This is a genomic window from Persicobacter diffluens (genome assembly GCF_036244895.1).
GTDB lineage: Bacteria > Bacteroidota > Bacteroidia > Cytophagales > Cyclobacteriaceae > Persicobacter > Persicobacter diffluens.
Window position 1 is genome coordinate 150,625 of the sequence record NZ_BQKE01000002.1, and the last position, 12,531, is coordinate 163,155.

The 12,531-nt window shown below is 41.1% G+C and carries 9 protein-coding genes; 7 read left to right on the forward strand and 2 right to left on the reverse strand.

The window, feature by feature from the left end; all coding sequences use genetic code 11:
• Nucleotides 1–1,001: 1,001 nt before the first annotated feature.
• On the reverse strand, nt 1,002–1,703 hold the full coding sequence (locus tag AAA970_RS15515) for a hypothetical protein (RefSeq protein ID WP_338237810.1): 702 nt from the start codon (nt 1,701–1,703) through the stop codon (nt 1,002–1,004).
• Nucleotides 1,704–2,095: 392 nt separating this feature from the next.
• On the opposite strand from AAA970_RS15515, the gene AAA970_RS15520 reads away from it, so the two are divergent.
• The 7 genes from AAA970_RS15520 (at nt 2,096) to AAA970_RS15550 (ending at nt 11,505) form a co-directional block, all read left to right on the forward strand.
• A complete protein-coding gene (locus tag AAA970_RS15520) occupies nt 2,096–3,241 on the forward strand; it encodes an FAD-binding domain-containing protein (protein WP_338237811.1) in 1,146 nt (381 codons plus the stop codon).
• Nucleotides 3,234–4,706, forward strand: coding sequence for a cryptochrome/deoxyribodipyrimidine photo-lyase family protein (locus AAA970_RS15525; protein WP_338237812.1), 1,473 nt, complete (start codon nt 3,234–3,236; stop codon nt 4,704–4,706). The genes AAA970_RS15520 and AAA970_RS15525 overlap by 8 nt, the downstream gene beginning before the upstream one ends.
• Before the next feature lie 54 nt (nt 4,707–4,760).
• Nucleotides 4,761–6,257, forward strand: coding sequence for a cryptochrome/photolyase family protein (locus tag AAA970_RS15530; RefSeq protein WP_338237813.1), 1,497 nt, complete (start codon nt 4,761–4,763; stop codon nt 6,255–6,257).
• 304 nt (nt 6,258–6,561) lie between these two features.
• A complete protein-coding gene (locus AAA970_RS15535) occupies nt 6,562–7,137 on the forward strand; it encodes a serine protease (protein WP_338237814.1) in 576 nt (191 codons plus the stop codon).
• A gap of 7 nt (nt 7,138–7,144) precedes the next feature.
• On the forward strand, nt 7,145–8,707 hold the full coding sequence (locus AAA970_RS15540) for a flotillin family protein (RefSeq protein ID WP_338237815.1): 1,563 nt from the start codon (nt 7,145–7,147) through the stop codon (nt 8,705–8,707).
• Between the two features lie 712 nt (nt 8,708–9,419).
• Nucleotides 9,420–10,700, forward strand: a complete 1,281-nt coding sequence (locus AAA970_RS15545) for a 1-acyl-sn-glycerol-3-phosphate acyltransferase (RefSeq protein WP_338237816.1) — start codon at nt 9,420–9,422, stop codon at nt 10,698–10,700.
• Complete coding sequence (locus AAA970_RS15550) at nt 10,681–11,505, forward strand: patatin-like phospholipase family protein (RefSeq protein WP_338237817.1); 825 nt, start codon at nt 10,681–10,683, stop codon at nt 11,503–11,505. The genes AAA970_RS15545 and AAA970_RS15550 overlap by 20 nt, the downstream gene beginning before the upstream one ends.
• 596 nt (nt 11,506–12,101) lie before the next feature.
• On the opposite strand, the gene AAA970_RS15555 is transcribed toward AAA970_RS15550, so the two are convergent.
• Nucleotides 12,102–12,455: a hypothetical protein gene (locus AAA970_RS15555; protein WP_338237818.1), complete on the reverse strand. Its 354-nt coding sequence runs from the start codon at nt 12,453–12,455 to the stop codon at nt 12,102–12,104.
• Nucleotides 12,456–12,531: the final 76 nt, after the last annotated feature.

Genomic DNA, 12,531 nt, shown 5'->3' on the forward strand with positions numbered 1-12,531 from the left:
AGCACGAATTTTATAGCCAACAATTGCAGCCTGGGGAGAATGGTATTAAACCAATTTTTGCTCCGTAATATTAAGGTAGTTGCTCTAAGCCGAATTATTCACCGCGAGATTTAGTGGGTTGTCTTAAGGGGCTTACTGTCAATTCATTAATCTCACGCTAACTGATTTTTTCTAGCTCATATTTGGGCAAGCTTGCTTTCTCCTCATTCACCTGCTTCCTTGGAAAAAACTCGAAATAGGAAACTATTCCTTCATTTTTCCCGCCTTGCAGCTAAAGGGGGATTAAAGCATGAATTATACGGGCAAAGTGATTTTATTGCTGTTCGTAAAAAATGGGTTATGCCGATTTTCAATTAGGCCAAATTCCTTTAAGTATGCTTTCATCTCATATATCTGTTTTCTTGGGAAAAAGCAAAAATAGGTATTCTTCCCTTCTATTTTTCCGCCTTGTCGCTATTCGGGGATAGGTATGAATAGTTCAGGATTAAAGCCCTTTTAATAAAATTACGTCCCTCAAAAATGAATTCCTCATTGGCTTTTAGTTAATGGGGTTTTCTTTTAATAGGCTTTTTTTAGTGGTGAGGGCGTGTTGGGGGAGTATCGGTAGGGAAACTGATGTGGTTATTGTTATGCCCTCATCCCAATTATGCGCTGCTAGATGCGGTGATCCAATATGTTATTTTATAGCTGGTTAAGGGTGTTGTTGCGGTTGTATTTTTTATACGCCTAAATTGAGGTATGCTTGCTTTCTCCTCATTCATTTGCTTCCCTGGGAGAAACCTGGAAAAGGGAAGATTCCGTTATTTTTGCCGCCTTGCGGCTAAACCAGGAATTGAACCTGAATAATCCTGATAAGCTATTTCTGCTAAGACCTTACCATTGGGCAAAAAAAGAGGCAAGAGTAATGAATAATTATCAATACTCTGCCTTCTTTTTGTTTTGAGCTTATGGGCTTTTTTTGTTAATGATATTTTTCCTTCATCAACGAAAGTAAGATCCGCTTAGCTATTTTTATTGCGAGACCACCATTTGTTCATTTGTCGCTTACTGGTAGCAGCCAAAAGTTTTTCACTTACTTCCTTTCCCAGCTTTTTGTATGCAGCTTTTCGTTCTTCAGAGCCATCAGTAGTTTCTTTAGAAATTTTCTTTGATTGGACAAATTGGTAAACCTTAACATCAATTACCGCTAATTGTTGCTCTTGCGTTAAGTCCATTACCCTGATCATTTCAGCAAGCTCTTTAGAGGCTTTTTTCATTTGATGATCATTAAGTTTTTTAGAAGCCAGGTAATTATTGGTTTTTTCTGTAAAGTCATGGGCATTTGCCGATTTCTGAGCTTTCCCTTTTCCATTAGCTTTTGCCTGACCACCGTTCTTTTTATTTTTATTATGGGCTAACCAGTTTTTCCAATTGTCATCCCCTACAATGCTTTTCAATTGGTTGTTAAAATCAGAACCATGCTTTTTCCATGCTTCTCTGGCCTCAGGGGTGCCTTTGGTCACACTGCCGGAAATTTTTGCAGCATCTACCGCCTGAGCTGTTTTTACTTTTTTAACCTGTTTGTCAGAAAGGCCCATTACTTCGGTCATTTCTGCTATTTCCTTTTCCAATTTCTTTTTTTGCCAGTTGTTCAATTCCTGTGCAAACACATTACCGGAAGCAATAATTAGCAAGGCTAAAAGTAAATTTTTAATGGTTCTCATAATTGTTCTAGTTCTTAGGAGTATTTGGATCTCCATATGAAAAAATTAAATTTATATTTACGAAGTTAGTAATCATAGTGTGATTGCCATGCATGAATTGCGACAGAAAAAGGGGGGAGAATCAAAAAAAAATGTTTATTCCAAGCGCTGTTGGCCATTTTTTAAGGTAGTGGGCCTAGTTCGATACTATATGGTTTTCGTATGGCGATAAAAAATATTTCATAGTAGGATTCCATATATGAACCGCATGATTAATCAATAATGGCAGTGGTATTGTTGAAAAATTGGCCGAAATCACTACTAAAAATTTGTTATTGCTTCGGCCTTATGGATTTGATCAGCCCTTTATCCTTTTTACAAAACAAAGTGTTGAAAGTGGGAAATGTAGCATTATGATGACAAGTCCGATACAATCAAAACTCTTTTCAAACAATGGAGAATTCCTTTTTCCCTCCGAATTGGATAAAGTGTATGAGCGAATAGACCAGCTGAACCCTTCGGCCTATGCGAAAACCCGCAACTATTTAGATGGCGCGGTAAGCAGGTTGTCTCCCTATATTTCTCGTGGGGTCATTTCTACCCGGACGGTGATGGAGCGGTTATATAAAAACGGCTGGAGGTTTTTTCAAATGGAAAAATTTGCTCAGGAATTGGCCTGGCGAGATTACTGGCAATGCATTTGGCAGGTCAGAAATGTGAGTGAGGACCTTAAACATCCACAGCAACAAGTGAGAAATGTTGGAGTCCCTGTTCCTGTTTTTCAGGCCAGCACCGGAATTGTTTCAGTTGATCAAAGTCTGAGCAAATTGTATGTGGAAGGTTATATTCATAATCATATGCGCATGTATGTGGCGGCCATTATTTGTAATATGGCAGGATGTCATTGGAAGGATCCGGCCCGTTGGATGTATGCCCATTTATTAGATGGAGACTGGGCAAGCAATGCTTTAAGTTGGCAGTGGGTTGCGGGGGCGAACAGTAATAAGAAATATTATGCCAATCAGGATAATATCAATAAATATAGTAAGCATCATCAACGAAATACTTTTCTGGACCGGCCTTATGAACAATTGATCTCGGAAGGATCCGCTCTTTTAGATTGGGAATGCCGTCCTTTTGAAATTAATACTGAATTACCAAAAATCGAAAAAGCTTTGAAGGTAAATCCACAAACGCCTACTCTCATTTATAATAGTTATAATCTGGATCCTACTTGGCGCAAGGGTTTTACCTATCAGCGAATATTGCTTTTAGAGCCCACTCATTTTCAGCAATATCCGGTTAGTCAAAAGGTGTTGAATTTCATTCTGGAGTTTGCTGGTAAAATCCCCGACATTCAAATTTTTGTAGGAAGTTTTGATGAGTTGGAGGATCAATTGAAAGGTAGTGAAATTCATTTCAAGGAGCATCCCCTGAATTATCATTATAAAGGTATAGAAGAATCCAGAGATTGGTTGACGCCGGTTAGCGGGTATTATCCCTCATTCTTTGCTTATTGGAAAAAAGCCAGGAAATATTTAATCCAGGAGTTTGGCTAAGCAGAAGATCAATATTGTTTGGTTGAAGCGTGATTTGCGTACTCAAAATCATGCTCCTTTGGCGGCAGCATGTGCGTCTGGCTACCCCACCGTGATCCTGTACTGCTTCGAGCCCAAGCAAATCGCTTATCCGGACACCAGTTTAAGGCATTTACAATTTATTTACCAGTCTATTCAGGTGATGCAGACACATTTACCTCAGGGGGTGAAAGTGTCGGTGCCTTATGGGGAGGCGGAAGAAGTGTTTTTGTTTTTATTACATCGCTATGAAGTGGCGACAGTTTTTTCGTATCAGGAAAGTGGGCATCAGCTCAGTTGGGACAGGGACAAGCGCCTAATGCTTTTGTTTCGAAAATTCGGAGTGGTTTGGCAGGAGTTTCAGCGGGATGGTATACAACGTGGCCTAAAGGATCGTAAATTTTGGGCCGTTAATTGGAGGAAAACCATGTGGTCTCCGCTTATCCGCAATGATTTTGCCTCCTTTAAAAGTCTTACGGTTTCCTTACCTTTTCCTTCGGTGGAGGAAGCCATGCCGGAAGTGATGCAATATCCCGCCACTTATCAGCCCGCAGGAGAAACTTATGCCTGGAAGTATTTGAAGTCTTTTGTGGGGCGCCGTTCGAAGCATTATAATCAACATATTTCTAAGCCTCAAAAGAGCAGGGCATCCTGTTCACGTTTATCAACCTATCTGGCCTGGGGGAATATATCTATCGCACAGGTAGTACAATATGTGCGCTCCCATGAAAGCTATCCTCAAAATCGGAAAAATCTGCATTCGTTTATGGCGCGGTTGCGATGGCACTGTCATTTTATTCAGAAGTTTGAAATGGAGTGTTCTTATGAGCAAAAGTGTATTAACCGCGCTTATGAACGACTGCAATATGAAGGGAAAAGGGAATGGCTGGAAGCCTGGAAGTGTGGGCAAACGGGTTTTCCTTTGATAGATGCCTGCATGCGTTGCCTGCAAACTACGGGCTGGCTGAATTTCAGAATGCGTGCGCTATTAGTGAGTTTTTTGGTGCACCATCTGGATGTGGACTGGAAGCAGGGGGTTTATCATTTGGCCGCTTTATTTTTGGATTATGAACCGGGTATTCATTACCCTCAATTTCAAATGCAGGCGGGTACCACGGGCATTAATCTAATCCGGATGTACAATCCTGTGAAGCAATCCTGGGATAATGATCCGGATGGGAGCTTCATTAAGCAGTGGTTGCCAGAGCTAAACGGGCTGCCGGTCACCTATATACATGAACCCTGGAAAACACCTCCGCTGCTTTTGCAGGAGTTCGGCGTTATTTTAGGAGCGGATTATCCCTGGCCCATTGTTGATCGTGCCAGTGCTATTGCCCGTAATAAAACTAAGTTTTGGTCGGTGCGGGAAAGTGTTTTTGCCCGGGAGGAAAGCAAACGCATTATTGCGAAACACACTAATCCTGATCGAAATCCATGGCGGGTGTAAAGGGGACCTTACTATAGACTTACCTCTGCCCACTACACTTTAAATGAAAAATATATGCAAAAAATAGGCTTATTATTTCCACATCAACTTTATGAGAATCATCAGGTAATTACTGCCAATACGGAGATATTATTGATAGAGGAATTTTTGTTTTTTCGACAATATGCTTTTCACCAACATAAGCTCATTTTTCATCGGGCCAGCATGAAAGCTTATGCCGATTTTTTGGAAGCTTCCGGAAAAAATGTCCGATATGTGGAGGCCATGGAAGCGAAGGCGGATATTCGAAAGCTTATTCCGCAATTGGCAAAGGAAGGGCTGGGGGAGGTTCAGGTTATTTTTCCCAATGACGACTGGTTGTTGAGGCGCATTCAAAAAGCATGTACTTCAGCCGACCTTCAGCTTCGGATATATGAAGAGGATGGTTTTTTGACTAGTCGGCAGGGCCTTGAGTCTTTTTTCGGGCCTGAAAAGAAGCGTTATTTCCACCATGAATTTTATCAGCAGCAGCGTCAGGGGCTTGAGGTGTTGATGCAACCGGATGGGCAGCCCCAATTCGGAAAATGGAGTCTGGATGAAGAAAATAGGAAGAAGTACCCCAAGAAAAAGCAGGCACCGGCGGTTCATTTCCCTCCGGATAGTCCTTACTATCAGGAGGCGCAGGAGTATGTCGCCCGGCATTTTGCGGATTGCCCGGGAAAGGCGCCAGCCAAAATCCGGTATCCGGTCACTTTTGAGCAGGCGCAGGACTGGTGGCATCAATTTTTGGAGTTTCGGTTTTCAGAATTTGGGCCCTATGAAGATGCCATGGTGAGCAAAGAATGGCTGTTGCATCATTCTTTATTGAGTCCATTACTAAATGTTAATTTGCTGCAGCCTCAGCAGATAATGGATCAGGCGCTCGGCTTCGCGAAAGATAATCAAATTGCGCCGGCCTCAATAGAAGGTTTTGTGCGTCAGCTCATCGGTTGGCGGGAATTCATCCGAGGCATGTATCTGTTTCATGGCCGTCAGGAGCGGAGTCGAAACTTTTGGAATTTTAAAAGGAAAATTCCTGCCTCTTTTTATGAAGGGACTACCGGAATTATTCCCTTGGATCTAACCATTAAAAAAGTGTTGGATACTGGATACTGTCATCATATCGAAAGGCTGATGGTGCTGGGAAATTTTATGTTGCTCTGTGAGTTTGATCCCGATGAAGTGTATCGTTGGTTTATGGAATTGTTTATTGATGCTTATGATTGGGTAATGGTTCCCAATGTTTATGGTATGAGTCAGTTTGCGGATGGGGGGATGATGGCCACCAAGCCTTATATTTCCTCCAGTAATTACCTGCGAAAGATGGGTGATTTTCCCCGGGGAGAGTGGGAGGAAATATGGGATGGGTTGTTTTGGCGATTTTTGGTAGCTCACCAACCTTATTTCAAAAAGAGTCCGCGTATGAATATGTTGCTAAAAACTTTTATGAAGAAGACAGCAAAGGACCAGTCCGGGAAAATAAAGCTCGGGGAAGATTTTCTAAAAATGTTGGATCAGAATCAGTCAAAGTAATTCTTGCTTTAATTCTCATTTAACCCCCAGGAAGTAAAAATGAAGGAATCATTCGAATTTGCAGCCGGATCTTGTGCTTTTAATCACCTTTTAAGGGTTTGACGGTGGCTTACTAAAGTTAGGGGATTTATTCCTGATGGCTTTCCGCTGATCACTGTTTTACGCCTATTGCTATTTCATTTAAACTTTCCTGTAAAAAATATTGATATTACTGCTATTAAGTATTAAGTTTTGACGCTGATTTAAAAAATATCTAATGGATATTTAACTAATGTAGCAACAAGTATTTTATACCTTTATTGATATGGAGTTTTTTGAACAAATGGACGTGGTATTGCGCACTTATTGGTATGTAGCCCTTCCAACGAGCTTAATTTTTATTATTCAAACCGTGATGAGTTTCATGGGGATTGATGGCGGGGATGGCATGGAGGCAGAGATAGATTTTGATGCTGATGCGGATATTGGCGGAGATGATATCGGTAGCTGGTTCTCCATCAAAAATTTGATCAACTTCCTTTTAGGCTTTAGTTGGACCGGGATTAGCTTTTACACGACTATATCCAATACTATTCTTTTAATTATCCTTTCGATTGCCGTAGGAGTAGGCTTTGTATGGTTGTTTTTTGTGGTGATGAAGCAAATGATGAAGTTAGGAGAAGACAATTCTTTCAAACCTGCACATGCCCTATTTCATACTGCAGAGGTTTATTTGCCTATCCCCGGATATAAAGAAGGCAAAGGAAAGGTGACCGTTAGTGTAAAGGGGTCAAGTCGTGAATTAGATGCCATTACCCTGAATCAGGCTATTCCTGCGGGAGAAGCGGTGAAAATTGTGGCTTTGGAAAATGAGGATTTATTGATTGTAGAATCACTTTAATATTTTTATGGAACCGATTGTTTTAATTGTCGTAGGAGTCATATTCTTCTTCGTCCTTGTGTCTACGCTAATCGCTCGATACAAGCGTTGTCCTTCGGACAAAATCTTAGTTATTTATGGTAAAACCGGGGGAGCTTCTGCGCGCTGTATTCATGGTGGTGGTGCTTTTATCTGGCCAGTGATTCAGGATTATGAATACCTGGATTTGAAACCCATTTCTATTGAGGCCAATTTAACCAATGCCTTGAGTAAGCAAAACATCCGTGTGGATGTTCCTTGTCGATTCACCATCGCGATTTCATCTGATGGAGACAATATGAACACTGCTGCGGAGCGTTTATTGGGTTTGGATCCTGATCAAATTCAGGAATTGGCCAAAGATATTTTGTTTGGTCAGCTGCGTTTGGTGATTGCTACCATGACCATTGAGGAGATCAACTCTGATCGTGATAAGTTTTTGCTAAACATTTCGCAAAATGTGGATTCCGAATTGAAGAAAATCGGATTGAAGCTGATCAACGTAAACGTGACCGATATCAAAGATGAGTCGGGATATATTGAAGCTTTAGGTAAAGAAGCTGCCGCCAAAGCGATTAACGAAGCGAAGATTTCTGTAGCCGAGCAAGAGAAGATAGGGGAAACCGGTAAGGCTGCTGCGGATCAGCAACGTGATATCGAAATTGAATCGACCAATCGTGAGCGTGATGTCCGTATTGCGGAAACGCACCGTGATCGTGATGTCAATATTGCCATGACTCAAAAAGATCGTGAGGTAAGTATTGCATCTGCGAAAAAAGATGAAGCCATTGGTAGAGCAGAGGCCGAATCTCTGACGCGTATCAAAACTTCTACTGCCAATGCACAGGCGATTGAAGGGGAGAATCAGGCGAAAATTGCCATTGCCAACTCTGAGGCTTTGCGTCGTGAGAAGGAAGCGGAATCTAATCGCGTAGCGATTTCTGCAGAGAAAGTACAGCAAGCAAAAGCCCTGGAGGAATCCTATACGGCGGAGCAAAAAGCCGAGGCGGCTCGTTCTGAGCGTGAGCGTGCTACGCAGGTGGCGAATATCGTAATCCCAGCGGAGATCGCGAAAGAGAAGTCGATCATCGAAGCGCAAGCGGAAGCGGAAAGACTGAGAGAGGCAGCCAAAGGGGAGGCCGATGCGATTTTCGCGAAAATGGAAGCCGAAGCGAAAGGTTTGTATGAAATCCTGACTAAGCAGGCGGAAGGTTACAAGCAAGTGGTGGATGCTGCCGGTGGAGATTCCAACAGTGCTTTCCAGTTACTATTGTTAGAGAAGTTGCCTGAGTTGGTGAAAACGCAGGTGGATGCGGTGAAAGGAATTAAAATTGATAAAGTGACCGTTTGGGATTCAGGTGCCGGGAATGGTGATTCTTCTTCTACTGCAAACTTTGTTTCCGGTATGATGAAATCCGTTCCTCCGTTGAACGAGCTATTCAATATGGCCGGTTTGGAATTGCCGAAGTATTTGGCAGGAAAGGAAGTTCCGACTGAAATCGAAGAAGCAAAAGAGGTGAAGGAAAGTAAGTCTCCGGAAGCGGAGGTATAATCGTTTAACCTTACAGCATAATATTGGAAAACCCGGGCAATATTGTCCGGGCTTTTTTTGTCCATTTTTAAAGTCGAGTGATGTATGCTTAACCCGGATTATTCATGCTTAAATCCTCGTTTAGCTGCTAGGCGGGAAAAATGAAGGAATAGTATCCTATTTCGAGTTTTTTCCAACGAAGCAGGTGAATGAGGAGAAAGCAAACCTACCCAAATTGGGGCGATTAACAGTTAAAGCAAACTACCTTTAATAGACTAGAGTTAAGTGGCTTGGGTTGGGGTAGTAAATTTAGCGGTGAATAATTCGGACTGAGCCCAATTGACCCAATAATAGCAATATAAATTTTTTAGCTGTGGTGTCGGCGAGTGCATGCCACTAAGTGCATGTTTGAAGAAATAATTAATAATGGAGATGGAATAGTACTAATTATATGATGCTGTTTTTATATTATGTATTGTTTGAATAGTTATATTTTATTAAATATTTGACTACTTATTGTTGTTGTATCCGTGTCCGTCAAGTTGTGTTAATCGAAATAAAAATATTTTATTATTTAATAATTTTTAAAATAAAAATCATGTTTTCTTTTTGAATGACCAGTTTTAGCTGTAATTCCTATGTGGGATTGTAAAATTGGATGAGCCAAAAATTCAAAGGGCATCGCCTTTGCCCCCACTGCAAAAAATGATTACTTTGCCTAAAATTTGGACTCATGTTATATCAGCTATTGAAGTGGTGGCTACGACTTTTTTATTTCCCTCTATTTTTTGGAAAAGTCCGGAAGAAAGGCTGGCATTTGATTCCTCAGAATAAGCCTTTGATTTTAGCCGTGACGCATCCTTTAATGTATATGGATGCCATGCTTTTGGGAGCCTATTTTGACAGGCCTTTGTATTTCTTGACCAAATCCACGGTGTTTACTTCTCCTTTCTTGAAGAAGATTTTCAAGATGCTGAATATGATTCCGGTGGTCCGGAAAATGGACGGCCCGCAGAAAGGTTTTAATAATGCCGACACTTTTGGGGCTTGTAAACAAATATTAGCTCAAGGAAAAACTATTTTGATTTTTCCCGAAGGCACGAGCATTTGGGAAAGACAGGTAAGACCTGTGAAAAGCGGTACAGCACGTCTGGCGCTGGAAACCGAAGCCCTTCATGATTTTAATTTGGCATCCGCTATTCTTCCCGTTTCATTGAATTATGATGAGCCCGCCGACTGGTTTCCTCAAGTGGAGATCGTAGTAGGAGAAGCCCTGAATGTAAAAGATTATCAGAAAGAATACGCAAAGCAGCCGGCCAGAGGTCAACGCAAGCTAACCAAAGATGTTGAATTGGGGATGAAAGCCGAATTTTTTCAGCTGGATTCCCACAGAAGGGAGAAGGCCCTGGCCTTCGGCCGCCAATGTATTATTCAACGAGGGAATTTCCATTCGGTAAACTATACGGATGATTTGCGTCAATTAGATCAACTCATATCTACTGCGCAAGAAGCTTCCCTATTGAATCTGAAGCTACAATGGGAAGGAATTTCGGATTCGGTTTTTGCCCCATTTCGTATAAGGCCTTTTCGGTTTATTTTACATAATGTATTCGGGTTTATGATTGCCCCTTTGGGACTTTGGAGTGGCTTTTGCCGACTTATCCAACAATTCAGTTTGAAATTGGCGCGAAAAACTTCGAGAGAAAAAGAGGTTTATGGAGCCAATATGTTAGTGATAAATTCATTGTTGTTTTTATTGGGGATCTTGAGTTTAGGGTTTGGGATTTCCCTGTTTTCCGAAAATTACCCGGTTTGGCCTTTTTTATTGATCGCCCTATTGTCCTATCCTATGGTAGGCAAGGTGTTCACTTTTTACTTCAATTTATGGGCAAAGTGGAAGCAAATATTAGGTAAACCTGAGCAAAAAGAAATAATTTTTAAGATTGATCAATTTATCTTTTCTTTAGAGAAAGATTTAAAAGGAGCGAGATTCCATGAGCAGGAAACCATATAGATTTGGCTTGGTGTTATCCGGAGGGGGAGCAAAAGCCCTGGCCCATGTCGGAGTATTAAGATTACTGGAAGAAATGGGTTTGCGTCCTGATTTGATTGCAGGTACTAGTGCTGGTTCCATTGTCGGTGCTATGTATGCTTATGGAATCAAACCAGCAAGCATTCAATCTTTTTTTGAGGTTACGCCGCTGTTTCATTGGGGGAATCGTCGCTTTTTGAATGGTAGATCATTCAATGGGATATTGGATCCGCATATTATCCGGCGTGTTTTTGAACCTTATTTTCCTGTAGATGATTTCTCAAAAACGGAAATTGAATTAAAGGTAGTCGCCACTGATATGCAGGCAGCCAAAGAAAGAGTTTTTGAAAAAAGAGGCTCTATCATTGATGCCGTTTTGGCATCCAGCGCCTATCCATTCGTTTTTGCACCCATGGAAATTGATGGTGTTTTGTATTCTGATGGAGGTATTCTGAACCATTTTCCAGTCTCTACCATCAGGGCCTGCTGTGACTTTCTTTTAGGAGTTTATGTTTCTCCAATTCGTCAGTATGAAAAACAGGAATTAAATAGTGTACAAAGTGTGGTTTTAAGAGCTATGTCGATTCAGGGGGATAAGGCAGAATTGGACAAATTTGAGGATTGTGATGCTGTGGTTTTTCCCCAGGATTTAATTAAATATAATACCTTTAACACCGAGCAGGGAGTTCTTCGAGAAATCGTGGAAGTTGGGTATCAAGAGGCGCTAAAGGTAAAACCTACTTTGGAAGCGTTAAAAACTCAATTGGAACCGGATTTTCAGTTTTAATATCGACTATAGCTCCTAAAAAAAGGAAGGATGCTCCACAAAATTAGCAGAGCATCCGTTCACCCAACATCAACCTATACTTGTATAGTGTAAGTGGAAGTCGGAATCCGCAAGGAATTTAAAACTTTTTTACAAAGGAGAATTTTTTTTACATTTTAGGTTCACAATCCTGTCATTTTATTTTTTCATGGAGAGCTGATTTTGGTGCTTTTACCCTAAGTTTGATTGCACTAATATCATGGTTTTGCTGGTAGGCTGGAAGGAAAAGAGATAGTTCTTTCTTCCCAGTTTTGACAAAGAAGCAGGGGAGTGAGGACAAAGTACTCTCGCCAGGATTGGGGCGGTAGCAAAATCAGTAATATCTATCTCAAAGCGTTGTAAATGAATTTATTTAATGCGAATGATTGAATCTGGCGATGGAGAAAGCGGCTTGCCCTTTTTTAGGCTTATTCAGGCTAATCCTACAGAACATCAGGGTATAGTTCCGAATAGGAATGAAATGGTTGGAGAGCGTTGAAAAGAAAAAAACAAGGCCCAATGCCGAAGCAATGAGCCTTTCTGAAACGCTAAGTTGATGAATTGGGAATGTTAATGTTTTAGCAATAAGCAGTATCACCTGAATATTTTTCCGATTTATATTTCTTGTCTTTTTTTCTGACGTGTCGGTAGGGACGGTCATGAAAGTAGGCCGTGATAACACGTGGCTGGATTAAATCAGTAATCACTACCATTCTGCTCAGTTTGTCTACCATTTTGTCATCAAGATCTCCCGGAAGCTCTTTTTTCTTTACCGTAAAGAATCTTCTATTTTGTCGGTGGGAACCATGACCATAATGAATTACATATTGTACCATCGCTTCCGTGATATTGCGATCCACGAATCTTCTCCAGGCATGATCAGACACCCCGAAATGCGCGATATTGATGGAAGATAAGGTTTGATTTTTCATCGGTAGTTTTGGACTTTAGTATTTTAAACCCCGATAAAAAGGTTAGGATTGATCAATGTAATTTAATTATATTTTT

What these genes read in the sequence shown, in the direction of transcription:
- AAA970_RS15515 (WP_338237810.1), bottom strand. Translation starts at nt 1,703, where the DNA reads ATGAGAACCATTAAAAATTTACTTTTAGCCTTGCTAATTATTGCTTCC.
- AAA970_RS15520 (WP_338237811.1), top strand. Translation starts at nt 2,096, where the DNA reads ATGATGACAAGTCCGATACAATCAAAACTCTTTTCAAACAATGGAGAA.
- AAA970_RS15530 (WP_338237813.1), top strand. Translation starts at nt 4,761, where the DNA reads ATGCAAAAAATAGGCTTATTATTTCCACATCAACTTTATGAGAATCAT.
- AAA970_RS15535 (WP_338237814.1), top strand. Translation starts at nt 6,562, where the DNA reads ATGGAGTTTTTTGAACAAATGGACGTGGTATTGCGCACTTATTGGTAT.
- AAA970_RS15540 (WP_338237815.1), top strand. Translation starts at nt 7,145, where the DNA reads ATGGAACCGATTGTTTTAATTGTCGTAGGAGTCATATTCTTCTTCGTC.
- AAA970_RS15545 (WP_338237816.1), top strand. Translation starts at nt 9,420, where the DNA reads ATGTTATATCAGCTATTGAAGTGGTGGCTACGACTTTTTTATTTCCCT.
- AAA970_RS15550 (WP_338237817.1), top strand. Translation starts at nt 10,681, where the DNA reads ATGAGCAGGAAACCATATAGATTTGGCTTGGTGTTATCCGGAGGGGGA.
- AAA970_RS15555 (WP_338237818.1), bottom strand. Translation starts at nt 12,455, where the DNA reads ATGAAAAATCAAACCTTATCTTCCATCAATATCGCGCATTTCGGGGTG.